Origin of the sequence: Streptomyces sp. NPDC021096, assembly GCF_040641275.1 — a bacterium.
Lineage (GTDB): Bacteria > Actinomycetota > Actinomycetes > Streptomycetales > Streptomycetaceae > Streptomyces.
The window spans coordinates 1-23534 of the sequence record NZ_JBFADG010000026.1; the positions used below are offsets into that span (position 1 = coordinate 1).

Annotated in this window: 19 protein-coding genes; 11 read left to right on the top strand and 8 right to left on the bottom strand. The window is 71.6% G+C overall.

Annotated elements, in window-relative coordinates; all coding sequences use genetic code 11:
- The coding region (locus AB0G59_RS24875) for a peptide-N4-asparagine amidase (RefSeq protein WP_360915586.1) at nt 1–407 on the bottom strand (407 nt) is incomplete at its 3' end.
- A 149-nt stretch (nt 408–556) separates the two neighbouring features.
- Between AB0G59_RS24875 and AB0G59_RS24880 the strand changes: the two genes are divergently transcribed.
- Both AB0G59_RS24880 and AB0G59_RS24885 read left to right on the top strand, forming a co-directional pair.
- Entirely contained in the window at nt 557–2374 is a 1818-nt protein-coding gene (locus AB0G59_RS24880; protein WP_360915750.1) for an ABC transporter ATP-binding protein, read from the top strand.
- On the top strand, nt 2371–4152 hold the full coding sequence (locus tag AB0G59_RS24885) for an ABC transporter ATP-binding protein (RefSeq protein ID WP_360915588.1): 1782 nt from the start codon (nt 2371–2373) through the stop codon (nt 4150–4152). The genes AB0G59_RS24880 and AB0G59_RS24885 overlap by 4 nt, the downstream gene beginning before the upstream one ends.
- A 31-nt stretch (nt 4153–4183) precedes the next feature.
- On the opposite strand, the gene AB0G59_RS24890 is transcribed toward AB0G59_RS24885, so the two are convergent.
- Nucleotides 4184–4975 (bottom strand): metal-dependent hydrolase, encoded by a 792-nt coding sequence (locus AB0G59_RS24890; RefSeq protein WP_360915591.1) that lies wholly within the window; start codon nt 4973–4975, stop codon nt 4184–4186.
- A gap of 133 nt (nt 4976–5108) precedes the next feature.
- Here AB0G59_RS24890 and AB0G59_RS24895 point away from each other — a divergent pair, with 133 nt between their 5' ends.
- Nucleotides 5109–7622, top strand: a complete 2514-nt coding sequence (locus tag AB0G59_RS24895) for a DUF3516 domain-containing protein (protein ID WP_360915594.1) — start codon at nt 5109–5111, stop codon at nt 7620–7622.
- Here AB0G59_RS24895 and AB0G59_RS24900 read toward each other — a convergent pair.
- Together AB0G59_RS24900 and AB0G59_RS24905 are read right to left on the bottom strand one after the other, a co-directional pair.
- The gene (locus AB0G59_RS24900; RefSeq protein WP_360915597.1) at nt 7600–8577 is read right to left on the bottom strand and encodes a DUF6397 family protein; all 978 of its coding nucleotides are present in this window, start codon (nt 8575–8577) and stop codon (nt 7600–7602) included. The two genes, AB0G59_RS24895 and AB0G59_RS24900, sit on opposite strands and share 23 nt — an antisense overlap.
- Nucleotides 8578–8728: 151 nt before the next feature.
- The gene (locus AB0G59_RS24905; protein ID WP_360915600.1) at nt 8729–9145 is read right to left on the bottom strand and encodes a roadblock/LC7 domain-containing protein; all 417 of its coding nucleotides are present in this window, start codon (nt 9143–9145) and stop codon (nt 8729–8731) included.
- Nucleotides 9146–9478: 333 nt separating this feature from the next.
- Between AB0G59_RS24905 and AB0G59_RS24910 the strand changes: the two genes are divergently transcribed.
- The 4 genes from AB0G59_RS24910 (at nt 9479) to AB0G59_RS24925 (ending at nt 13051) form a co-directional block, all read left to right on the top strand.
- Nucleotides 9479–9721: a hypothetical protein gene (locus AB0G59_RS24910; protein WP_360915753.1), complete on the top strand. Its 243-nt coding sequence runs from the start codon at nt 9479–9481 to the stop codon at nt 9719–9721.
- Between the two features lie 194 nt (nt 9722–9915).
- The gene (locus tag AB0G59_RS24915; protein WP_360915756.1) at nt 9916–10749 is read left to right on the top strand and encodes an alkaline phosphatase family protein; all 834 of its coding nucleotides are present in this window, start codon (nt 9916–9918) and stop codon (nt 10747–10749) included.
- A 2-nt stretch (nt 10750–10751) separates the two neighbouring features.
- Complete coding sequence (locus tag AB0G59_RS24920) at nt 10752–12032, top strand: MFS transporter (protein WP_360915603.1); 1281 nt, start codon at nt 10752–10754, stop codon at nt 12030–12032.
- The gene (locus AB0G59_RS24925; protein WP_360915606.1) at nt 12029–13051 is read left to right on the top strand and encodes a TolB-like translocation protein; all 1023 of its coding nucleotides are present in this window, start codon (nt 12029–12031) and stop codon (nt 13049–13051) included. Before AB0G59_RS24920 ends, AB0G59_RS24925 begins: the two co-directional genes overlap by 4 nt.
- On the opposite strand, the gene AB0G59_RS24930 is transcribed toward AB0G59_RS24925, so the two are convergent.
- Together AB0G59_RS24930 and AB0G59_RS24935 are read right to left on the bottom strand one after the other, a co-directional pair.
- On the bottom strand, nt 13048–13230 hold the full coding sequence (locus AB0G59_RS24930) for a hypothetical protein (protein ID WP_360915609.1): 183 nt from the start codon (nt 13228–13230) through the stop codon (nt 13048–13050). The two genes, AB0G59_RS24925 and AB0G59_RS24930, sit on opposite strands and share 4 nt — an antisense overlap.
- Before the next feature lie 49 nt (nt 13231–13279).
- A complete protein-coding gene (locus AB0G59_RS24935) occupies nt 13280–14341 on the bottom strand; it encodes an acyl-CoA desaturase (protein WP_360915612.1) in 1062 nt (353 codons plus the stop codon).
- Between the two features lie 253 nt (nt 14342–14594).
- Here AB0G59_RS24935 and AB0G59_RS24940 point away from each other — a divergent pair, with 253 nt between their 5' ends.
- Both AB0G59_RS24940 and AB0G59_RS24945 read left to right on the top strand, forming a co-directional pair.
- Complete coding sequence (locus AB0G59_RS24940) at nt 14595–17519, top strand: DEAD/DEAH box helicase (protein ID WP_360915615.1); 2925 nt, start codon at nt 14595–14597, stop codon at nt 17517–17519.
- Entirely contained in the window at nt 17516–18760 is a 1245-nt protein-coding gene (locus AB0G59_RS24945) for an SWF or SNF family helicase (RefSeq protein WP_360915618.1), read from the top strand. The genes AB0G59_RS24940 and AB0G59_RS24945 overlap by 4 nt, the downstream gene beginning before the upstream one ends.
- Before the next feature lie 22 nt (nt 18761–18782).
- Here AB0G59_RS24945 and AB0G59_RS24950 read toward each other — a convergent pair whose 3' ends face one another.
- Both AB0G59_RS24950 and AB0G59_RS24955 read right to left on the bottom strand, forming a co-directional pair.
- A complete protein-coding gene (locus AB0G59_RS24950) occupies nt 18783–19184 on the bottom strand; it encodes a hypothetical protein (protein ID WP_360915621.1) in 402 nt (133 codons plus the stop codon).
- Nucleotides 19185–19634: 450 nt separating this feature from the next.
- Entirely contained in the window at nt 19635–20492 is an 858-nt protein-coding gene (locus tag AB0G59_RS24955; protein WP_360915624.1) for a phosphatidylinositol-specific phospholipase C/glycerophosphodiester phosphodiesterase family protein, read from the bottom strand.
- Nucleotides 20493–20697: 205 nt separating this feature from the next.
- On the opposite strand from AB0G59_RS24955, the gene AB0G59_RS24960 reads away from it, so the two are divergent.
- Together AB0G59_RS24960 and AB0G59_RS24965 are read left to right on the top strand one after the other, a co-directional pair.
- A complete protein-coding gene (locus AB0G59_RS24960; RefSeq protein ID WP_360915627.1) occupies nt 20698–21936 on the top strand; it encodes a phosphodiester glycosidase family protein in 1239 nt (412 codons plus the stop codon).
- A 135-nt stretch (nt 21937–22071) separates the two neighbouring features.
- The gene (locus AB0G59_RS24965; protein WP_360915630.1) at nt 22072–23484 is read left to right on the top strand and encodes a family 2B encapsulin nanocompartment shell protein; all 1413 of its coding nucleotides are present in this window, start codon (nt 22072–22074) and stop codon (nt 23482–23484) included.
- Nucleotides 23485–23534: the final 50 nt, after the last annotated feature.

Here is a 23534-nt window from a genome sequence, read left to right on the forward strand (position 1 = left end):
GGCGCCGCGGTCTGCCCCCCCCCCCCCCCCCGGGGGGGGGCGGGGGGGGGGCGGGGGGGGGGGGGCGGGCCCCCCCCCCCCCCCACGCCGCCTATGTGCAGATAGCCCAGACGGTCGTACTGCCGCCCGGCGACGGCGCCTTCGAGGCGCAGAACGACCTTGTTCCAGCGGTCCCCGCAGCCCTTGGGCGGCAGATAGGTGCTCTTGTAGGGCGTGTAGTCGCGGAACTCGGTCTCGGCGACGGTCGCTTTGCACGAGGTGGTGCCGGGGGCGGCCACCGGTGGTCCGGCGGTGATGGGGTCGTGCCAGTCGGTTCCGAATTCGGGGGGCGCCGCGGCCAGGGCGGGGCTGACGCCCAGCAACAGGCCTACGGTCGCGGCGCACAGCGCCAGCAACAGTCGTCTCATGGGGCAGGAGTGAAGCGCCTCACCGGAGGGCGCACCAGTACTCCTCTGGCCTGATCCACTGCCCTCGGCAGAAAACCAGTTGTAACCGGTGTGCCACGAGCGCGAGCCTGGCACGGCCCCCACCCACCCCCATGCCGAACCGGGATGCCATGCACATCAGTGATCTTCCGTATGCCGATCCGGGCCGGCCGGATGTCCGTTCGGGCCCACGCTTCCTGATCTGGCTGGGACGCAACCAGCTGGGCGGTCAGGTGAAGGCGATGCTCTGGGGCGTCCTCCATATGGCGTCCGTGGCCACGTTCCCACTGGCCGTGGGCATGGCCGTGCAGGCCGTCGTCGACCGGTCGGGTGCACGGCTGGCGGTCGCGGGCGCACTGGTGCTGGTGCTCGGCGTGCTCACGGCGCTCGGTGACACGATGCTGCACCGTGTGGCGGTCACCAACTGGATCACCGCCGCGGCACGCGTGCAGCAGCTTCTCGCCCGTAAGACCGCGGAGTTGGGAGCGGCGCTGACGCGGCGGGTGGCGGCGGGTGAGGTCATCGCCGTGTCGACGGGCGATGTCGAAAAGATCGGCTGGTTTGTGGAGGCGCTGTCGCGTTTCGCGTCCGCGTTGTTGACAACAGTCGTCCTGTGCGTGGCTCTGGTGATCTATCAGCCCGCCCTGGGGGCGCTGATCGCCGTCGGTGTGCCGGTGCTGGCCCTGGCGGTGCTGCCGTTGCTGCCGCCCGCGACGAAGCGGGCCGACGAGCAGCGTGAGAAGGCCGGTCGGGCCACCGAGCTGGCGTCGGACACCGTGGCGGGGCTGCGGGTGCTGCGCGGCATCGGCGGCGAGGAGCTGTTCCTGTCCCGCTACCGCCGCGCCTCGCAGGAGGTACGCAAGGCGGCCGTGCACAGCGCCCGCATGTGGGCGCTGATCGCTGCCGTGCAGGTGGTACTGCCGGGGCTGCTGCTGATCGCGGTGGTCTGGTACGGGGTGGCGCTGGCGCAGGACGGCCGGATCGGCGTGGGCGAACTGGTCACGGTCTACGGCGTGGTCACCTTCCTGCTGTTCCCGCTGCGGCAGTTCGAGGAGATCGCCATGGCGTATTCGTTCTCCCGGCCGTCCGCGCAGCGTGCCGCCCGGGTGCTGGGGCTGGAGCGCACCACGTCCTCGGCGGGGGAGGAACGGCACACGGAGAGCCTGACGGGTGATCTGTACGACCCCGCGAGCGGCCTCCTGGCTCCGGCGGGGCAGCTGACGGCGGTGGTGTGCGGTGATCCCGACGCCGCCGGGCGGCTCGCCGACCGGCTCGGCGGGCATGCCCCGGAGGGCACAGAGGGCACGCCGTCGTCTCTGCTGGGCGGGGTGGCGCTGGACGAGGTGACGCTGGACGCGGCCCGTGCCGCGGTGCTCGTCCAGGACAAGGACCCGGTGCTGCTGTCGGGCACGCTCGCCGAGTTGCTCGACGTTCCGGCGTCGGGGGCCGTGACGGCGGAGGCGGCCTTGGCGGCGGCGCAGTGCGGCGATGTGCTGACCGCGCTGGCGCAGGGCTCGACGGACGACAGCGGTGACCCGATGCGTACACGGATCACCGAGCGCGGCCGCTCGCTGTCCGGCGGGCAGCGGCAGCGGCTGGCGCTGGCGCGCTCACTGGTGACCGATCCCGAGGTGCTGGTGCTGGACGAGCCGACCTCGGCCGTCGACTCGCACACCGAGGCCAGGATCGCGGACGGTGTGCGGGCGCTGCGCAAGGGACGTACGACGGTGGTGTTCTCCTCCAGCCCTCTGCTCCTGGACCGGGCGGACCGGGTGGTGCTCGTGCGCGACGGCCAGGTGGCGGCGGTGGGCACGCACGGCGAGCTGGTGCGCTCCCATTCCGGCTACCGCGCGGTGGTCACCCGTCGGACGGATGAGGAGACGGGCGGGGAACTGGACAGCGAGCTCACCGAGCTCGACAAGAGCGAGCAGATCGAGGAGTCGGCATGATCGGCGTGGCGCCACCGGCGTACGACCCGGCCGCACCGGAGTCGGCGACGACGTTGCCGGTCGGCAGGCCCACCACGGTGCAGGGCTATGTGAAGGAACTGCTGGGCCGGCACCGGGCGGCCTTCGCCCTGCTGGTGACGGTGAACGCGATCGCCGTGATCGCTTCGATGGTCGGCCCGTATCTTCTGGGCGGGCTGGTCGACGATCTGTCGTCGGGTGTGAAAGAGATCCACCTGGGGCGCGCGGTGGCCCTCTTCGCGGTCGCGCTGGCCGTGCAGACCGTCTTCGTGCGCATGGTGCGGCTGCGCGGGGCGATGCTGGGCGAGGAGATGCTGGCAGATCTGCGCGAGGACTTCCTGGTGCGGTCCGTGGCGCTGCCGCCGAGCGTGCTGGAGCGGGCGGGCACCGGTGATCTGCTGTCCCGGATCACCACGGACATCGACCGGCTGGCGAACGCCATGCGGGAGGCCGTGCCGCAGCTGGCGGTCGGTTTCGTGTGGGTGGGGCTGCTGTTGGGGGCGATGACGGTCACGGCGCCGCCGCTGGCGCTGTGCGTGCTCGTCGGACTGCCGCTGCTGATCTGCGGCTGCCGCTGGTACTTCCGCCGCGCACCGGGCGCGTACCGCTCGGAGGCAGCCGGATACGCGGCGGTCGCCGCGTCGCTGGCCGAGACCGTGGACGCGGGGCGGACGATCGAGGCGCACCGGCTGGGGCACCGCCGGGTCGAGCTGTCCGACCAGCGGGTCGCCGAGTGGACGGCTTGGGAGCGGTACACGCTCTGGCTGCGCTCGGTCCTCTTTCCCGTGATCAATGTGACGCATGTGCTGCTGCTGGGGTCGGTGCTGATCATCGGTGGGGTGTTCGTCCTGCGGGGATGGATCTCGGTGGGGCAGCTGACGACGGGTGCGCTGTTCGCGCAGATGCTCATCGAGCCGATCGGGCTCATCCTGCGCTGGTACGACGAGCTCCAGACGGCCCAGGTGTCGCTGGCCCGGCTGGTGGGAGTGCGTGAGATCGAGCCCGCCGACGCCGACGAAGGAGTGCGTCCGGCGGGCCGGGAGGTGCGGGCGGACGAGGTGCGCTTCGGCTACGTCCCCGGCAGCGATGTGCTCCACGGTGTCTCCCTCGACGTCCCGCCGGGGACGCGGGTGGCATTGGTCGGCCCGTCCGGAGCGGGCAAGTCGACGCTGGGCCGGCTGCTGGCCGGGATCTACGCGCCGCGTGCGGGCGCGGTGACACTGGGCGGCGCGGAGCTGTCCCGGATGCCCACGGAGCGGGTACGCCGCCATGTCGCGCTGGTCAATCAGGAGCACCACGTCTTCGTGGGCTCGCTGCGCGACAACCTGCTGCTCGCGCGGACTACTGCCGGGGACGACGATCTGTGGTCGGCGCTCGCCGCGGTGGACGCCGACGGCTGGGCGCGGGCCCTGGAGAAGGGCCTGGAGACGGAAGTGGGCTCGGGCGGGCTCGCGCTCACCCCGGCGCAGGCCCAGCAGGTCGCGCTCGCGCGGCTGGTCCTCGCGGACCCGCACACGCTGGTCCTGGACGAGGCGACCTCGCTGCTGGATCCGCGGGCCGCCCGGCATCTGGAGCGTTCGCTGGCCACGGTGCTGGAGGGGCGTACGGTCGTGGCGATCGCGCACCGGCTGCACACCGCGCACGATGCGGATGTGATCGTGGTCGCGGAGGACGGCCGGATCAGCGAGCTGGGCAGTCACGACGAACTGGTCGCGGCGGACGGCGCGTACGCGGCGCTGTGGCGCTCCTGGCACCAGTAGCCGGTGGGAGCGGGCGGCCGGGGCCGGGACGTCAGATGAGGTCCAGGGCCCCGAGCCCGCTGACGCCGCCGAGCACCATGAAGGCCGGCATGAGGACCTTCAGCTCCACCCAGCTTCCGGCCCGGAAGCGCATGCCCTTGGGCGGGCCGAGGGGGTACCAGCGCTTGCGGCCTATGGGCAGGGGCCACAGGATCGGGCAGCCGGAGACGGTGAGGGCGTCCCCGATGTCGTGCACCAGGGCCCCGAGGATGATGGGCAGGCCCAGCCACATGTATTCCTGGCCCGGGCCGGTGAACAGCCAGTGGGAGCCGTTGCCCGGCTCGTCCAGGACACCGGCGAGGATCCAGGCGCTGGTGGCTCCGAGCAGCCAGACCAGGACGTCGCTGGAGGTCCGGGCCATCCGCCACAGGAGCCCCTCGACGGCGAGCACCATGTGGACGAAGAGGATGCCGAGCACGGCCCAGCGGTCGCCGGTCATGGCCAGGGCCGAGGTGCCGGCTCCGATGAGCACGGCCCACAGCGCGGTGTGGGTCAGGGTGCGGTGCCCGCCGTTGCGACGGGGGTCGGCCTTGGCCCGGGTGGCCTTGTAGACCGCGTGGGACAGCGCGTCGATGACTCCGCAGAGGACGCGCGATATCGGACCGAAGGCCCGCGATATCGTCGCGGACTTGTGATCGAGGTCGGGGGCGAGCGCCGCACCGGCACAGATCAGCGCGCCGACGACGAGCACCGGCCAGGGCATCGGGTGCCCGACTCCCGCGGCGGCGGCCCCGACGCCCAGCCAGGCTGCCGCGCCGGAGAGCGAGTGCGCCGGTCCCATCATGCTCGTTCCACCCCTTCGCTGGTCGGCGCCCCGCCTTTTTGACGCCGTATCGGCGACTCAGCGTAATGCCCGGATGATCATCGTTCGACCGGCCGGTTCCCAGTTCCGCCCCCGGGCCAGGCAGTATGGGGGTGTGACCCTTATCGATCAGATGCCGAGCCATGCCGACCCCGATGCCCTTTTCGAAGCTTTCTCGACCTGGGCCGAGGAGCGGGGCATCACGCTGTACCCCGCTCAGGAGGAGGCGCTGATCGAGGTGGTCTCCGGCGCGAATGTGATCCTTTCGACGCCGACCGGGTCGGGCAAGAGCCTCGTCGCGGCCGGAGCGCACTTCACCGCGCTCGCCAACGATCAGGTGACCTTCTACACCGCCCCGATCAAGGCGCTGGTCTCGGAGAAGTTCTTCGACCTGTGCAAGATCTTCGGCACCGAGAACGTCGGCATGCTCACGGGCGACGCCTCGGTCAACGCCGACGCTCCGATCATCTGCTGCACCGCCGAGGTCCTCGCCTCGATCGCGCTGCGGGACGGCAAGGACGCCGACATCGGCCAGGTCGTCATGGACGAGTTCCACTTCTACGCGGAGCCGGACCGTGGCTGGGCGTGGCAGATCCCGCTGCTGGAGCTGCCGCAGGCGCAGTTCATCCTGATGTCCGCCACGCTGGGCGACGTCTCCCGCTTCGAGGAGGACCTGACCCGGCGCACCGGGCGGCCCACCGCCGTGGTGCGGTCCGCGACCCGGCCCGTTCCGCTGTCGTACGAGTACCGTGCGACGCCGCTCACCGAGACCCTCACCGAGCTTCTCCACACGCACCAGGCGCCGGTGTACATCGTGCACTTCACGCAGGCGGCCGCCGTCGAGCGGGCGCAGGCGCTGATGAGCATCAACATGTGCTCGCGCGAGGAGAAGGACGAGATCGCCAAGCTGATCGGCAATTTCCGCTTCACCACCAAGTTCGGGCGGAACCTCTCGCGCTTCGTACGCCACGGCATCGGGGTCCACCACGCCGGCATGCTGCCGAAGTACCGGCGACTGGTGGAGCGACTGGCGCAGGCCGGTCTGCTGAAGGTCATCTGCGGTACGGACACGCTCGGAGTCGGCGTGAACGTGCCGATCCGCACGGTGCTGTTCACGGCCCTGACCAAGTACGACGGCCAGCGGGTGCGGACGCTGCGGGCCCGGGAGTTCCACCAGATCGCCGGGCGGGCCGGGCGAGCCGGCTTCGACACCGCGGGCTTCGTCGTGGCCCAGGCCCCCGATCACGTCGTCGAGAACGAGAAGGCGCTGGCCAAGGCGGGCGACGACCCGAAGAAGCGCCGCAAGGTGGTCCGCAAGAAGGCCCCCGAGGGCTTCATCAACTGGACCGAGAACACCTTCGACAAGCTCATCGCCTCCGAGCCCGAGCAGCTCACCTCCCGCTTCCGGGTCACGCACGCGATGCTGCTGGCGGTCATCGCCCGGCCCGGCAACGCCTTCGACGCGATGCGCCGGATGCTGGAGGACAACCACGAGCCGCGCAAGAGCCAGCTGCGGCACATCCGCCGGGCCATCGCCATCTACCGCTCGCTGCTGGACGGCGGCGTGGTCGAGCGGCTCGACAAGCCGGATGCCGAGGGACGGATCGTCCGCCTGACGGTGGACCTGCAGTCGGACTTCGCGCTCAACCAGCCCCTGTCGACCTTCGCGCTCGCCTCCTTCGAACTCCTCGATCCCGAGTCCCCCTCCTACGCCCTGGACATGGTCTCGGTGGTCGAGTCGACGCTGGACGACCCGCGCCAGATCCTGGCCGCGCAGCAGAACAAGGCGCGCGGCGAAGCGGTCGCGGCGATGAAGGCGGAGGGCGTCGAGTACGAGGAGCGCATGGAGCGGCTGATGGACATCAGCTACCCCAAGCCCCTGGAAGAGCTGCTGTCCCACGCCTACGACGTCTACCGCAAGAGCCACCCGTGGGTCGGCGACCACCCGCTCTCGCCGAAGTCGGTCATCCGCGACATGTACGAGCGGGCCATGACCTTCACGGAGTTCACCTCGCACTACGACCTGGCCCGGACCGAGGGCATCGTGCTCCGCTACCTGGCCAGTGCGTACAAGGCGCTGGACCACACCGTGCCGGACGACCTGAAGTCCGAGGACTTCGAGGATCTGATCGCCTGGCTGGGCGAGATGGTGCGCCAGGTCGACTCCAGCCTGCTGGACGAGTGGGAGCAGCTGGCCAACCCGGAGGAGGAGTCGGCAGAGGAGGCCCAGGAGCGCGCCGACCAGGTCAAGCCGGTCACCGCCAATGCCCGGGCGTTCCGGGTGCTGGTGCGCAACGCGATGTTCCGCCGTGTCGAGCTGGCCGCCCTGGACAACGTCGCCGAGCTCGGCGAGATGGACGCCGAGGCCGGCTGGGACGAGGACCGCTGGGGCGAGGCCATGGACGCCTACTGGGACGAGTACGAGGATCTGGGCACCGGCCCCGACGCGCGCGGCCCGAAGCTGCTGCGCATCGAGGAGCGGCCGGAGGACGGTCTGTGGCGGGTGCGGCAGACCTTCGCCGACCCCAACGGTGATCATGACTGGGGCATCTCTGCCGAGGTGGATCTCGCGGCATCCGACGAAGAGGGCCGCGCGGTGGTGCGGGTCATGGACGTCGGCCAGCTGTAGCCTCGGGCGTCCTGCCCCGGCCGGGCGCCCCTTTTCTTCCGCACAGCCTCGCCCACAGCCCACGCGGCGCCGGCGTCGCGGGCTCGGCCGGCGGCACGGGATCGGCGGGCGGCGTCGGCCGTTCCTCCGGGGCCGGCGCCCCGGCGGGGTCGGGCCCGGTATCCGTACGACTGTGGCAGCCGGGGGCGGGACGGTGGGCGCGGGCCTCCGCCAGGGCGGCGATGAGACAGTGCCGGTGCCAGTCGATCTCGTCCGGGTCCTCCGCCATCACCAGCTCGTCGATCACTTCGCGTGCGGCGGTTGCCTCCGGCCGCGCCTGGGCGAGGACCGGGCACAAGGCGTGGAGGTAGGCGTGCTCGCCGGGGTCCGGCACCGCGTGGGCCAGCTCACCGGGGTCGAGTACGGCCGCGGGCACCGCCGCCCGCTCCCACGGGTCCCCGGCCGCGGCTGTCAGCTGGTCGAGTCGGCGGGCGCGCCAGCTGCGGGCGCGCCGGTCGGGGTGTTTCTCCAGCGCGGCGCGCAGCAGGGCCGGGGTGCGGCCGGTCAGCATCTCGGGGTTGCGGTCGGCGAATTCCGCGAGGTCCGTCGCCAGGTAGTGCCAGACGACCACGCGGTATCGGTTGACGTAGAAGCGGACGGGCGCGAAGCAGCCGCCCCGGGCGAGGCGGGTGAACCGGGCGGGGCTGATGCCCATCAGCTCGGCCCCTTCGGCCGTGCCGACCACCCAGAGCCGCGTGCGCAGCTCCTTGGGGAAGCCTTCGGCGGACTTGTGCCGTTCGATCTCCTCCCGGGCGATGCGTCGACGCCCGCCCGGGCCGGACGAAACGGTCCGTACCTCCCCCAGCTGCACGGCCAGTTCGAACTCGCGTGGTTTGAGTTCCAGCTCCCGTGCGGCCCGCGCGAACGGAATGCTTTGCTCCGCAACGCCGCGCACCTGAGCCTGTCGTACCGCCATGGCATCCTCCCCGCCACCACCGTCGATTACTTACAGTGACGACGATAGCGGTGTGTCACGGCGCGACGTCCAGCCCTGTGGATAACTTCGGCCCGGCTGCCGCAGGCCCGGCTCCGCAGGCCCCGTTCCACGAACGCCGTAGCCAGGGCGCTCAGCCGACCTGCCCACCGGATCCGCCTCCGGCCAGGCCCTCCTGCCCCACGCTCGCCTGATCGACGCGATTGACCAGCAACGTCATCTCGTAGGCGACCTGGCCGATGTCGGCCTCGGCGCCGCCGAGGACGCACAGGCAGTTCTCCTCGCCCGCGGCCGTGACGAAGAGCACGCCCTCCTCGAATTCGACCATCGTCTGCCGCACCCGTCCGGACCCGAACTGCCGGCCGGTCCCCCTGGCCAGGCTGTGCAGCCCGGAAGCGACCGCCGCCAGATGTTCGGCATCCTCCCTTTCCAGGCTCGCGCTCGCTCCCGTCACCAGCCCGTCGTTGGACAGCACCAGCGCGTGTCGTATCTCCTCCACGCGCTCGGTCAAGTCGTTCAGCACCGAGTCGAGTTCTTTACCGTTTGCCATGTTCCGCCTCCCCGTTCCGCAATTCCCCGTAACTGCCGTGCAAGCCTTGCTCACCTCCGTGCTCCCGGCAACCCGCCCGGCCCGTCCGCACGCGTCTGTTCGCCAGTTGGCACAGGACAGGGACATGGCGCGGAAAATGACCGTGACGCATTCGATCGACGTGACAGTTCACCAACCGCCCACTTTCCATTAGCGGCGGTTCAACTCCACCGATGCAGGGCACACTTGAACGACCGCAGGAAATGCCGCTCCCGGGGGCAGGTGATCCGCGTGTTCGACAAACTTCGCAGGCGTATCGAAGAGGTGCGGCAGCCTCCGGCCCCGCGGCCACCCGTGGGCACCGGCCCCGGCCGCCCACGCCAGCGCAATCTCTTCGAGGCGGCGGCGGTCTATGTAGCCGCGTGCGCCGAGAACGACGTCGAAAAGAGCGCGGAAGCGGCACGGTGGGTCTCGCCCGAGGCGCTCAGCTTCGGGGTGAACGAGCTGGCGTGCCGGGCCGTCATAGCGCTCGCGCGCGAGCGCGACGAGTCGCCGCAGACCGTGGCCCGTACCCTGCTCGGCCTGCCCCCCACCTGAACGCGCTCCGTCAGCGGACGTTTCCGAAGCCGTCACCCTGAAGTCGTGTACATGTCATAGCTGCAGCTCTACGCTTCCCTCGCGCCCTGCGCACCGCACCCCCACCGACTTCGCCCTGTACGGAGGACCTCGTGCCCGCCGCAGTCAGCCGCCCCCACAGTCCGCGCCGCCTCCGCCGCCGTCACTCCGTCGCCCTGGCCTCCGCGTTCGGGCTCGCCGCCGCCTCCCTCGGCCTATGGGCCTCGGACTCCGCCGCCGCGCCCGCCGTGCCCACCCCCGACCACGTCGTGGTCGTCGTCTTCGAGAACCACGCCTACAACCAGGTCATGGGCAGCTCCCGCGCCCCGTACATCAACTCGCTCGCGGCAGGCGGCGCGAATCTCACCGCGTCGTACGCCGAGACCCACCCCAGTCAGCCGAACTACTACGCGCTGTTCTCCGGCGACACCCAGGACGTCACCGACGACAGCTGCGTCGACCCCGGATTCAGCAACGAACCCAACCTCGCCTCCGAGCTCATCGCCGCGGGCAGAACCTGGGCGAGCTACAACGAGGGTCTGCCGTCCGAGGGCTCCACCACCTGCAAGAGCGGCAAATACGCCCAGAAGCACAACCCCTGGTTCGGCTTCGACAACGTCCCCACCAACACCGCGCACACCTTCAGCGCCTTCCCCCGCGACTACTCCACCCTCCCCACGGTCTCGTTCGTCGTGCCCGACCTGTGCAACGACATGCACGACTGCTCCGTGGGCACCGGGGACACCTGGCTCAAGAACAACCTCAAGGGCTACGCCGACTGGGCCAAGAGCCACAACAGCCTGCTCCTGATCACCTTCGACGAGGACAACAGGCTGAGCGGCAACCGCATACCGACGGTCCTCTACGGAGCCCAGGTGAAGGCGGGCGCCAGTTCCGGCACGACGTACAACCACTACGACGTGCTGCGCACGCTCGAGACCATGTACGGCCTCCCGCACGCCGGACACGCCGCGAACGCCAAGGACATCACCGGCATCTGGAACACCTGACCGTGTACCTCGCGGACAGCCGCACCGCTCCGGGCGGTGCGGCCGACGGCATCCGTGCCACCGGCCGCGCCCGGCGCGCAGCGGTCCCCGGCGCCGTGCTCGCCCTCGGGACCGTCAGCCTCATCACCGACATCTCCTCGGAGATGGTCAGCGCCGTCCTGCCGCTGTACCTCGTCGCCGGGCTGGGCCTTTCCCCGCTCGGCTTCGGCCTTCTGGACGGCGTCTACAACGGCATCAGTGCGCTCGTACGGCTCATCGGCGGCCGGCTCTCCGACCGCCGGGGCGGTAGCCACAAGGCCGTGGCCACCGTCGGCTACGGCCTGTCCGCACTGTGCAAGCCCCTGCTGCTCGTCGTCCACAGCGTGCCCCTGATAGGCGCCGTGCTGGCCGCCGACCGCACCGGCAAGGGCCTGCGCACCGCACCGCGCGACGCCATGATCTCGCTGGCCTGTGAGCCCGCCGTGCGGGGGCGGGCCTTCGGAGTGCACCGGGCCATGGACACCGCGGGGGCGCTGCTCGGCCCGATGCTCGCCTTCGTGATCCTGCGGGCCGCGGCGGAGGGGTACGACGCCGTCTTCGCCGCCAGCGGATGCGTGGCCGCACTGGGCGTCCTGATCCTGGTGCTGTTTGTGCCGGGTCAGGGAGGCAAACCCACGCGCTCCCGGCGCACGGAGGCGCGCGCACCCGTCCGCGAGGTGCTGCGCCGTCCCGGCATCCGCCGGCTGACCGGTTGTGCGGTGCTCCTGGGACTGACCACCGTGAGCGACTCCTTCCTCTACCTCACCCTGCAGCGCCGCCTGGAACTGTCCGAGTCCTGGTTCCCACTGCTTCCGCTGGGAACCGCCACGACGTTCCTGCTGCTGGCCGTGCCGCTCGGCATGGTGGCCGACCGCTTCGGCCGCCGCCGGCTGTTCCTCTGCGGCCACCTCGCGCTCCTCGGCGCGTACGGGCTGCTCGTCGCCCCGCTCGGCGACTCCCCCGCCCTCGCCGCACTCGTCCTCGCTCTGCACGGAAGCTTCTACGCCGCCACCGAAGGCGTCCTCGCCGCCGCGACCGCCGACAGCGTGCCCGCTCCGGTGCGGGGCAGCGGGCTGGCGGTCGTCCAGACCGGCCAGGCCGCCGCCCGCTTCGTCTGCTCGATCGGCTTCGGCGCCGCCTGGACCGCTTGGGGCGACCGTACGGCCCTGGGCGCGGCCGCCGCCGGTCTGCTGGTCTCCGCCGCCGTCAGCACACGGCTGCTGCGCCCTTCCCCCGCCGATGCCACACCGGAGCCCGTCCGTTGAAACGCACTCACCGCCTCCTCGTCCTCCTCGCCGCCATCCTGCTCCTGACGGGTGTCGCCGTGGGCGCCACCCTGCACGCCGCCGGGCGGGCGGCGGAGAAGGACCGCGCCCAGGCGGACGGCCCACCCGTGCGGTCGGGAAAGGTCACCCTGGACGCCCCGGGCCGCAGCGTCTTCCGCAACATGGCCTGGGGTCCGCACCGCGACGAGATCGCCTCGGTCCCCGACGCCGACCCCACCGGCCCGCGCACCGCCTCAGGGGTGCGCTGCCTGCGCTTCCACGCGGCCGGCGGTACGGGGATCTGTCTGCAGGCCGTCCACGGCACGCTCCGCGACGGCTACCGCGCCCTCGTGCTCGACGCACGCCTGAGGGAGCTGCGCCGCTACGACCTGGCGGGCGTTCCCAGCCGTGCCCGGGTCAGCCCCGACGGGCGCACCGTCGCCTGGACGGTCTTCGTCAGCGGCGACTCCTACGCGGGCGCCGCGTTCTCCACCCGTACCTCGGTCCTCGACACCCGCACCTGGACCCTGGACCGCAATCTGGAGACGTACCGCGTCCTCGTGGAGGGCCGCCCGTACCGGGCCGCCGACATCAATGTCTGGGGTGTCACGTTCGCGGACGACAACCGCTTCTACGCCACCGTCGCCACGGGCGGAAAGACCTATCTGGTGCGTGGGGACCGCACGGACCGGACGCTGCGCACCCTGCACTCCAACGTCGAGTGCCCGTCCCTCTCCCCCGACGGCACCCGTATCGCCTACAAGAAGCGCGTCCAGGGCGCCTCCTCCGACGCGCCCTGGCGGTTGTACGTACTGGATCTGCGCACGCTGCGTGAGAGTGCCACGGCCGAACGGCGCAATATCGACGATCAAGTGGTCTGGCGGGACGGGCACAGCCTCGTCTACTCCCTGCCCGGCGACTATGGCTCCGACCTGTGGACCGTCCCAGTCGACGGCTCCGGCGCGCCCCGTCTGGCGATGGCGGCGGCGCTCGCCCCCGCCTACGTCGGGCGCTCCTAGCGGTCCAGCTGCTTGCGGGACACCCGGCGCAGCCGCTTGCGCTGCGAGGAGTCGAGCAGCAGATAGGCGCCGACCGGCACCCCGACCATCACCAGCAGCGCCGCCCAGAAGGGCAGCAGCCACAGCAGGATCACTCCCACAGCCACACCGCCCACGGCGACCTTGGCCCTGTTGGTCATTTCCGTGCCTCCTTCGCGGCGGCCGGTGCGACACCTGCCGCTGTGCCTGTCACAACGCCCGGCCGATGTCGCCGGTTCCTTGTCCGTCCCGCAGCGGAGCACCGACCTCGTGCATGTGGCGCAACGCCTGCGCATAGGAATCGATGAGTCCGGTTTCAGCGTACGTCAGCCCGGCCGCCGCGCAGTGGGAGCGGACGAGGGGCCGGGCGAGCCGGAGGTGGGGGCGCGGCATGTTCGGGAAGAGGTGGTGTTCGATCTGGTAGTTCAGCCCGCCCATGAACCAGTCGGTGAGCAGCCCGCCGCGTACGTTCCTGGAGGTGAGGACCTGCCGCCGCAGATGCCCCCAGCGCTCGCCGTCCGGGTCGGGCATTTCCATGCCCTTGTGATTGGGGGCGAAGACCGCGCCGAGGTGGAGCCCGAAGAGGGCGTGGTGGAGCAGGGCGAAGGCGGCCGCCTTGCCGGGCGACATCGAGGACAGCAGCAGGGTGGCGTAGCCGGCCACGTGCACGGTCAGCAGCGCCGCCTCGACCCGGCGTTCGCCCGCCTCTTGCCGTTTGAGGTCACGCACGCTCGAAACCTTCAGATTGATGCCTTCGAGCAGCAGCATGGGGAAGAAGAGCCGGGCCTGATGGCGGGTGAGCCACCGGGTGAAGCCCTCCCGCCGGGCGGCCTGCCGCTGGGTCCACACCAGGGCACCCACTCCCACGTCGGGGTCCTTGTCGACGTGGTTGGGGTTGGCGTGGTGGCGGTTGTGCTTGTCGTTCCACCAGGCGTAGCTCATGCCCAGCAGCAGGTCCGCGTGGATCAGTCCAAGGATCCGGTTGGCCCGGCGGGTGGCGGCTATCTGCGCGTGTCCGCTGTCGTGCCCGATGAAGGCGGTCCGGGCGCAGAACACCGCCGCGGGGACGGCCAGCAGCAGCGTCCACCAGGAGTCGCCGGTGAGCACGACGGCGGCGGCCGTGACGGAGAGCGCGAGCAGGTTGCCGGCGATGGTGAGCGCGTACCGGCCCCGGCGGCGGTCGAGGAGACCGGCCGACCGGACCTGGCGCAGGAGCGGGGCGAAGTCGCTGCCCGCGGCGGGTTCCGCGAGGACGGCACTGGCCTGTGGCATGGGGCTCTCTCCGGTGATTTCAGGGGAGGGGATCCGACCCCACGAAACGTACGGATCGCGGGCATGGCGGGACCATGGCGTCACCACCCGGACCCGCGGGGGGCCATCCCCCTGAGCGGACAGGGGGTTTGGGTACACCCCACCGGCAGAAGTGACGCGCCTCACTGATCGAACTGCTCCGTCGGGCGCTGCCGACCTGTACCCTCGGCGATTCCGACTCCGCACTAGTCAAATTTGAGGAATGCGCAGCGCTGTGACCCCACCCCCTGCCGCAACACCCTCCACTGTCTCCCGGCTCGTCGGGTGCCGGACGGCCTTCCTGCCGGGAGACCCCGCCCGCACCGGACGCGTCGCCTTCTGGCTGCCGACCGGCGAACCTCCTGTGACGACAGGCGACGTCGAAGAGCTGACCGTCGTCGTCCCGGACGGCACGGACGTCACCACCACGACCGTGCGGGCCACTGTCCTGCCCGTCCGCGAGGCCCTGCCCGTACTCACCCGCGCCCGCGCCGCCCGGGCCGACGAGGCGGCCGCATTCTGGGGCGCCGTCGCCGTGCTCGCCCTGCAACTGGCCGCCCGCGGGAAGCTGTTGCCGGGCCTGACCGACACCGACCACGACTCCTGGCGGGTCGGGCCCCTCACCGCCGACGACCAGCACCGGGTGCGCGAGCTGGCCGCCGCCATGCCGCCGTCCGCCCACGCCGTACCGCTCCCCGGCAGCGACCCTCTGATGCTGCCCGGACCGGACCGGCTCGTGCGGGCCTTCCTGGACGCCGTGGCCGACGGCCTGCCCCGCTCCCCCGCCGCCGCACTCGCCACCGGCGGCCCCGCCTTCGCCGCCCCCGAGCCGCAGCGACTGCCCGCACAGCGCGCCTGGGCCACGGAGGTCGCGGCCGGGCACGACACCGGCGTACGGCTGTCCTTGCGCGTCGAGATCATCGGGCCGACCGGGGCCGAGGACGGCTCCGGCGACGACGCGCACCCGCGCTTCCGGGCCGTGCTCCAGGTGCACAGCCTCACCGATCCGGCACTCGTCGCGGACGCCGCCGACGTGTGGTCAGGCAACTCCCCGTCAGGAGCCGCCCTCGGAATGACCGCCCGGATGAACGCCCTGCTCGCGCTCCGGCGCGCCGCTCACGCCTGGCCGACGCTCTCACCGCTGCTCTCCTCCGCGGCCCCCGACGCCGTCGAACTCGCCGACGAGGAAGTGGGCGAACTGCTCGGCGCGGCATCGGTGGCGTTGGACGCCGCCGGGGTGGAGGTGCACTGGCCGAAGGAGCTGGTCCGCAAGCTCACCGCCCGAGCCGTCGTGGGTCCGCCCGACGACGAGGACGGGCCCGCCTTCGACCGCCGGTCGGGCATGCCGCCCCTGCTCTCCGCCGACGCGCTGCTGGCCTTCGGCTGGCGCTTCGCCATCGGTGACCAGGACCTGACCAAGGAGGAGCTGGACCGGCTCGCCGAGGCGAGCCGCCCTGCCGTGCGCCTGCGCGACCAGTGGGTGCTGGTGGACCCGGAAGCGGTGCGCCGCGCCCGGGAACGGCAGGATCGCAAGGTCACTCCCCTCGAGGCGCTCGGCGCGGCTCTGACCGGCCGCGCCCACGCACAGGACGACGACGGCGACGACAGCGACGGAACCGTCGACGTGCAGGCCACCGGCTGGCTGGCGGCGCTCCGCGACCGCATCGCCGATCCCGAGGGCACCCGTGAGCCCGTCTCCCAGCCCGCGGCGCTCGCGGCCACCCTGCGCGACTACCAGCTGCGCGGCCTCGGCTGGCTGGACCGGATGACCTCGCTCGGCCTCGGGGGCTGCCTGGCCGACGACATGGGTCTCGGCAAGACCATCACCGTCATCGCCCTGCATCTGCACCGCCAGACGCTGCCCGGCGCCGCCGGCCCGACCCTGGTCGTCTGCCCCACGTCCCTGATGGGCAACTGGCAGCGTGAGATCGAACGTTTCGCCCCCGGCACCCCCGTGCGACGCTTCCATGGCTCCTCACGCGACCTGGACGCCCTTGCCGACGGGGAGTTCGTCCTCACCACCTACGGCACGATGCGGCTGGACGCGCCCCGGCTGGCGCAGGCGGGCTGGGGCATGGTCGTCGCCGACGAGGCGCAGCACGTCAAGAACCCGTACTCCGCCACTGCCAAGGCGTTGCGCACCATCGGCTCGAAGGCGCGCGTGGCGCTGTCGGGCACTCCGGTCGAGAACAACCTGTCCGAGCTGTGGGCCATCCTGGACTGGACGACGCCCGGCCTCCTGGGGTCGCTCGGCAGCTTCCGCCGGCGTTACGCGCAGGCCGTCGAAGGCGGTGCCGACCCGGCCGCCGCCGAGCGGCTCGCCGCCCTCGTCCGCCCCTTCCTGCTGCGCCGCCGCAAGTCCGACCCCGGTATCGCCCCCGAGCTGCCGCCCAAGACCGAGACGGACCACAGCGTCACCCTCACCAAGGAGCAGGCGGCGCTGTACGAGGCCGTGGTGCGGGAGGTGCTCGCCGAGGTGGCGGAGGCGGACGGCTTCGAGCGGCGTGGGCTGATCGTCAAGCTGCTCACCGGGCTGAAGCAGATCTGCAACCACCCGGCACAGTTCCTCAAGGAACACAGTCTCAAGGAGCCCGGCCTCAAGGACGGCGGTCCGCGGTTCTCCGGGCGTTCCGGAAAGGTCGAGCTTCTCGACGAGCTGCTGGACACCATCCTGGCCGAAGGGGCGAGCGTGCTCGTCTTCACGCAGTACGTCCAGATGGCGCGCCTGTTGGAGCAGCACCTGGCCGCCCGGGGCGTGGCGTCCCTCTTCCTGCACGGAGGGACGCCCGTGGCGCGGCGTGAGGAGATGGTCCGGCACTTCCAGGAGGGGAAGGTCCCCGTCTTCCTGCTGTCGCTGAAGGCCGCCGGTACGGGCCTGAACCTCACCCGCGCCGGGCATGTCGTGCACTTCGACCGTTGGTGGAATCCGGCCGTCGAAACGCAGGCGACCGACCGCGCCTACCGCATCGGCCAGACCCAACCGGTGCAGGTGCACCGCCTCGTCGCCGAGGGCACGATCGAGGACCGCATCGCGGAGATGCTCACCCGCAAGCAGGCGCTGGCGGACGCGGTACTGGGCTCCGGCGAGGCCGCGCTGACCGAGCTGACCGACGCCGAGCTGGCGGAACTCGTGGAACTGAGGGGGACGACCGCACGATGACCGAGCGCACCTTTGATGCCCTGCCGCCCGTGCAGGGCCAGGCCTTCGCACACAGCTGGTGGGGCCGGGCCTGGCTCAAGGCGCTGGAGGACACGGCCCTGGACGGACAACAGGTCAAGGCCGGCCGCAGGCACGCCCGCGCGGGAGCGGTCGGCGCGGTGACCGTCCGGCCCGGCCGGATCACCGCGCTCGTACGCGACCGGGACGGCACGCCCTACCGTTCCGACGTGGTGATCCAGCAGCTCTCCGAGACCGACTGGGACCGGTTCCTGGACCTGGTGGCCGATCGCGCGGGCCACATCGCCGCCCTGCTGGACCGGGACATGTCACCGCATCTCGTCGAGGACGCCGCCGCGGCGGGCGTGGACCTGCTGCCCGGCATCGGCGACCTGGAGCCGGAGTGCGGCTGCGAGGCATGGGACCACTGCCCGCACACGACGGCCCTGTGCCATCAGGTGGCGCGGCTGCTCGACCAGGACCCGTTCGTCCTGCTGCTGATGCGCGGCCGGGGAGAGCGGCAACTGCTGGACGAGCTCCAGGAGCGCAGCACCGCCCGGACCACCGTGCATACGCCGGAGCCTCCTGCCGGCAGGCCGGCGCGCGAGGCGTTCGCGGCACACACAGTCGTACCGCCGCTGCCCGGGCCACCACCGCCGGTGGAGATTCCGGGGCGTCCGCCCGTACTGACCGGTGACACTCCGGCCGCGCCCGGAATCGACGTCGAGGCATTGGAGTTCCTGATAGCCGATGCCGCCGTCCGGGCCCGCCGGTTGCTGGCCGAGGCCTTGGCTCCCGGCCACGAGATGACGCCCGTGGCAGAGGAACTCACGCCCCGTCAGGATGCGGTGCGGCTGGCCTCCGCGGCTCCGCCGGAGGGCGTGACGGCCCGGCTCGCGACCGGCTGTGGCTACGCACCGGCGGAACTGGCACGGGCCGTACGGGCCTGGGGGTACGGGGGACCGGCCGCACTGGCCGTCCTGGAGGAGGACTGGACGCCGGAGCCGGATGCTCTCGCGCGCGCCCGCGCCGCCCTGGCCGACGCGTGGGAGGACGACGAGAGCGCTCCCCGGCTGCGGGTGACGCGCAATCGGTGGACGATGGTCGGCGCCGACGCCCAGCTGCGCTACGGCCGGGACGGGGGTTGGTGGCCGTACCGCAAGGAAGGCGGCCGCTGGCAGCCCGCCGGCGGCCGCGACCGGGACCCGGCGGCAGCCCTCGCGACCCTGCTCGCGGAGGGCTGACGGCCGGGCGGGCGGTGCTCGTCTAGAGCCCGAGGATGTCGGTGGGGAGCGCGCTCGGCAGGCCGGGCATGTTTGTGGGCAGTTGCGACGGGAAGCCCGAGGGCAGGCCGCTGGGCAGCCACGAGGGAAGTTCGCTCGGGAGCCGCAAGGACGGCGAGGCGACGCCCGGGCCGCCGGGCGAGCGTTCCTTGTCCGGCCCGCTGTCGCTCCTGTCCCCCATCACCACCACCGCCCCCAGCGCGAGCGCCGCGACCGCCACCAGCGCGCTCACGGCCAGCGCGACGCGGCGTCTGCCGCCGGACGGTGGCTGCGGCCCGGGCTGCCAGGGCGGCTCGCCCGGCCCGAAGCCGCCGGGCGGCGGAGCCGGCGGACCCGTGGGCGGTCCGTACGGGGGCCCGGGCGGTGGTCCTGGTGGGGTGGCCATACGGCCAGCGTCCCCGAGGACGTACGAGCGCGCCCGCGCGGTGACCGTACCGCTACACGTTCCGCTCCGGAACGCGACATTCCGACCTCGCGGCGCCTGCGTGGCGCTACCGGGATAAATATCAGCTAACAGTACGATTCCCCGGATGAGTGCCGAAACCACCCAGCTACGCGTTACCGAGGCGAAGGCCCACGCGGCACCCCGACGCCGCCGACCAGGTGCTGCGGCACTTCGTCCGGCGCACGCCGGACGACCCCGGGTGGGTGGAGACGGACGAGGAGGCCGCACCGGATGTCGCAGTGCTGCTCGAATCCGTGTGGCGGGGAGACACGGAGACGGTCCGGGAGCCGGTGCGCGCCACACCGGACACCACCTTCATGCTCGGCAAACTTGTGTACGCGGTGGCGCTGCTGCTGCCGGCCGTTCCCCGGCCGGAGGTGCGACGGGTGCTCAGCGAGCTGCGCGCAGGAAGGCCTCCAGACCCGCGAGATCGTCGGTGTTGAGGTAGTCGACCCCCGCCGCGAGCAGTTCCCTCCACAGCGCCTCACGGGCCGGCCCGGGCTGGTCGAGCGTCGCCCAGAACCGCACCTTGCGGCGTTCCGCATGGGCGGCGCCGACGATCCGTCGGAGCGCGGCCCGCTCCTGTTCGGGCATCGGGCCCGTGCCCTGCCAGGTGAAGTGCTGGCTCCAGTTGTCGCTCACCAGCGGCGCGAAGGAGGCGGGCGCACCGCCGAGGTCGGTGAGGCGGCCGTCGTAGAAGGCGTGCCGGACCCGCTCCGCCTCCATGGGGATCCGCGCGCCACGGTCACCGGAGACGACCGCCGTGACGGCGGAGCGGCGGACCCGTCCGCCGGCACTGACGGTGAGCATCGAGTGATAGGGGCGCAAGTGCCTCGAGAGCGCCCGGTAGGTGGCCTCGCCCGGGGTCTTGATGTCTATGAGCAGTTGCAGCGTCAGGTCGTATCCACGGTGGACGCACCCGTGGTTGGCTCTGACGCGGCGCAGCAGCGGGTCGAGATAGAGGGCCTCCAGGGTCCGCCGGGGGTCGAGCTCGGAGGCGTCGTGCGCGACGAGGAGCCGGTCGCCGACGAGCCAGATGTCGGCCTCGACGCTGTTGAATCCGTGGTCGAGCGCGTCGGCGAGCGGGCGGGGGTGTACGTAGTCGTTGTGCGCGTGGGCCTGGGGCAGCGGTCGCTTGCCGCGTTCCACGCCGTGCGCGGCGGGCGCGTCGGCGACGGCGGGCGTCGCGAAGGACGCGGCGAGGGCGGCTCCGAGGGTGACGACGGCGGCTCGGCGCGTACAGGACATGGGGGTGCCTCCCGGCGGCTCGGCGGGCGAATAAGTGGGGACAGCAGGTGAGCTGACGATTGTGAGTATCGGGGCCCACCGGGCCGTTTGACAGGGACGAGTGGAGAGTTGCCCAGGCCGATGTCGGGGCTTTCCCTGTCGTTCTTTCGGGGCATGGTTAAGTCCCTTGCGTCATGGCAGAGTTGACGGGACCTCTGGGGTGACTGTGGGTAGACGTGTACGCCGCGTACGCGCGGTTCTGACGGTGCTGGTGGCATGGCTCTCGCTCGTGGGCGGCGGCACGGCGTGGGCCGGCGTGGAGGAGATCTCCGCGCTGCGGCTGGAGGCGCCGACCGCGATCGGCCCCGGGGTGACGTACCGGGGATTCTCCTTGAACGGGTCCCACGGGCCGGCGTACGGGCATCTGCTCACCGTCGACCTGAGCAATCAGCGGGTCTCGGTGGACCTGCTGTACCCGGGCGTCGTCGGCGGGCGCGAGCGGGTGTCCCGGCTCGCCGACCAGCGGAGCGCGGTGGGCGCGGTGAACGGGGACTTCTTCAACATCGTCGAGGCGCAGCACCCGGGTGTGGAAGCCACGGGCGCGCCGGTCGGCCCGGCCGTCGCGGGCGGCCGCTCGCTGAAGGCGGCGGTGCCGGACGGGCAGCGGTTCGGGCCGGCGATGCCGCCGGGCGTCAGCACGCAGGACGTCTTCGGGGTGGGGACGAACCGGGTGGGGCGGATGGACCGGCTCGAGCTGGAGGGGTCGGTGCGCACGGATGAGGAAGAGTGGTCGCTCAGCGGCTTCAATCAATACGCCCTGCCGGTGGACGGCATCGGGGCGTTCACCCCTGCGTGGGGCAGGACCTCACGGCTGCGGGCGACGTGCGGTACGGACACCGACCGCGGCGCGCCGTGCAGCGACGACACCTTTGAGGTGACCGTGCGGCGCGGCCGGGTCGCCTCGGTGGCGGACAAGCCCGGCCGGGGCGCGATCGCCGACGGTTCGGTGGTGCTGGTGGGGCGCGAGGAGGGGGCGCGTGAGCTGCGCAAGCTGGAGGTCGGCAATCGCGTGACGGTCGAGCAGCGGCTGCGGCCCGGCGGTTCCGGGGCGTTCCGGTTCGCGATCGGCGGTTTCCCGATCCTGCGCGGCGGCCGGCCCCTCGTCGGGCTGGACCTGGCGACGGCGGCCGTACGGACGGCGGCAGGCCTGGCCGACCGGGGACGGCGGCTGTACCTCCTGGCCCTGGACGGGGGCAGGGACTACCGCTCCGGGCTGACCATCGCCGAACTGGCCCGCACCATGCGCAAGGTGGGGGCCGTCGACGCCTTCAACCTGGACGGCGGCGGATCCTCCACCCTCGTCACCCGTGGCCGGGGCAGCGCCCGTGCGACGGTGCGCAACCATCCGTCAGGCGGTGCGGAACGGCCGGTGGCCAACGGCATCGGCGTTTTTATCCGACGTTGACATCACCTTTCAATCCCATCCTTTTGAGTGATCGCGCCCGCCGAATGCCACTGCTAACTTCGAATGGGGTCGAGCGGGAATTCGTTGGCGACCTCGTAACGGGCGGTTCCGCATTGGATGGGTGGGCATTCGATTATGACGACGTCAGTGGAGTCCGGTGCCGGCACGGATAATTCACCGGGCCGGCTGAGTCTGGGCACGGAGGCCGCCCGGAATCTGGCGACCACGACAAAGTCCGTGCCGCAGATGCAGGGGATCACCTCACGGTGGCTCCTGCGGCTGCTGCCGTGGGTCCAGGTCTCCGGTGGCACGTACCGGGTGAACCGGCGACTGACACACACGCTCGGCGACGGCCGGGTGGAGTTCTTCAACACCGGCGCCGAGGTGCGGGTCATCCCGGCCGAGCTGGGCGAGCTGCCGCTGCTGTGCGGCTTCTCCGACCCGGAGGTGCTCGAGGCCCTCGCGGGCCGGTTCACCCAGCGGGAGTTCGGCCCGGGTGATGTGCTGGCGGAAGCCGGGCAGCCGGCCGATCAGGTCGTCCTCATCGCCCACGGCAAGGCCGAGAAGGTGCACGAGGGCGAGTACGGCGAGCCGGCCGTTCTCGGCGTGCTGGCGGACGGCGGGTACTTCGGCGACCGGGCGCTGGCCGCAGCGGAGGCCGGCAACTGGGACTTCACCGTCCGGGCGGTCACGGCCTGCACGGTGCTGACCCTGCCGCGCCAGGAGTTCCAGCAGGTACTGGAAAACTCACAGGGGCTGCGCTCCCATGTCGAGGCCTACCGGACCCGGTCAGGCCTCCCCCAGAACGAACACGGCGAGTCGGCCATCAATGTCGCCTCCGGCCATGTCGGGGAACCCTCACTGCCCGGCGTCTTCGCCGACTATGAGCCCTCGCCGCGCGAGTTCGGACTGAGCGTCGCCCAGACGGTGCTGCGGGTGCACAGCCGGGTCGCCGACCTCTACAACGAGCCGATGAACCAGGTCGAGCAACAGCTGCGGCTCACCATCGAGGCCCTGCGCGAACGCCAGGAGCACGAGATGATCAACAACCGCGAGTTCGGCCTCCTCCACAACGCGGACCTGCGTCAGCGCATCCACACCCGCAGCGGCCCGCCTACCCCCGACGACCTCGACGAACTGCTGGCGACGGTCTGGAAGGACCCCGGCCTCTTCCTGGCGCACCCGCGCACCATCGCGGCGATCGCCCGCGAGTTCAACCGCCGGGGCGTCTACCCGGACAGCGTCGAGGTCGGCGGCCACTCCGTACCCGCCTGGCGAGGCGTGCCCATCTTCCCGTGCAACAAGATCCCGGTCAGTGAGACCGGCGTCAGCTCCGTGCTGCTGATGCGCACAGGAGAGGAGTCCCAAGGTGTCATCGGTCTGCACAGGACGGGAATCGCCGATGAATACCAGCCGAGCCTTTCCGTGCGTTTCATGGGCATCAGCGAACAGGCGATCATCTCCTATCTGGTGAGCGCCTACTATTCGGCCGCCGTTCTTGTGCCCGACGCTCTCGGAATTCTTGAGAACGTCGAAATCGGGCACTGACGAAGAGCCTCTGCAAAGACGTCCTGTCCGCCCGTAGGCCGCCCGGCCCC

Bases quoted from the DNA above. Each gene is read 5' to 3' on its own strand.
- AB0G59_RS24945 (WP_360915618.1), top strand. From the start codon at position 17,516: ATGACCGAGCGCACCTTTGATGCCCTGCCGCCCGTGCAGGGCCAGGCC.
- AB0G59_RS24950 (WP_360915621.1), bottom strand. From the start codon at position 19,184: ATGGCCACCCCACCAGGACCACCGCCCGGGCCCCCGTACGGACCGCCC.
- AB0G59_RS24930 (WP_360915609.1), bottom strand. From the start codon at position 13,230: ATGACCAACAGGGCCAAGGTCGCCGTGGGCGGTGTGGCTGTGGGAGTG.
- AB0G59_RS24880 (WP_360915750.1), top strand. From the start codon at position 557: ATGCACATCAGTGATCTTCCGTATGCCGATCCGGGCCGGCCGGATGTC.
- AB0G59_RS24935 (WP_360915612.1), bottom strand. From the start codon at position 14,341: ATGCCACAGGCCAGTGCCGTCCTCGCGGAACCCGCCGCGGGCAGCGAC.
- AB0G59_RS24965 (WP_360915630.1), top strand. From the start codon at position 22,072: ATGACGACGTCAGTGGAGTCCGGTGCCGGCACGGATAATTCACCGGGC.
- AB0G59_RS24900 (WP_360915597.1), bottom strand. From the start codon at position 8,577: ATGGCGGTACGACAGGCTCAGGTGCGCGGCGTTGCGGAGCAAAGCATT.
- AB0G59_RS24890 (WP_360915591.1), bottom strand. From the start codon at position 4,975: ATGATGGGACCGGCGCACTCGCTCTCCGGCGCGGCAGCCTGGCTGGGC.
- AB0G59_RS24955 (WP_360915624.1), bottom strand. From the start codon at position 20,492: ATGTCCTGTACGCGCCGAGCCGCCGTCGTCACCCTCGGAGCCGCCCTC.
- AB0G59_RS24905 (WP_360915600.1), bottom strand. From the start codon at position 9,145: ATGGCAAACGGTAAAGAACTCGACTCGGTGCTGAACGACTTGACCGAG.
- AB0G59_RS24885 (WP_360915588.1), top strand. From the start codon at position 2,371: ATGATCGGCGTGGCGCCACCGGCGTACGACCCGGCCGCACCGGAGTCG.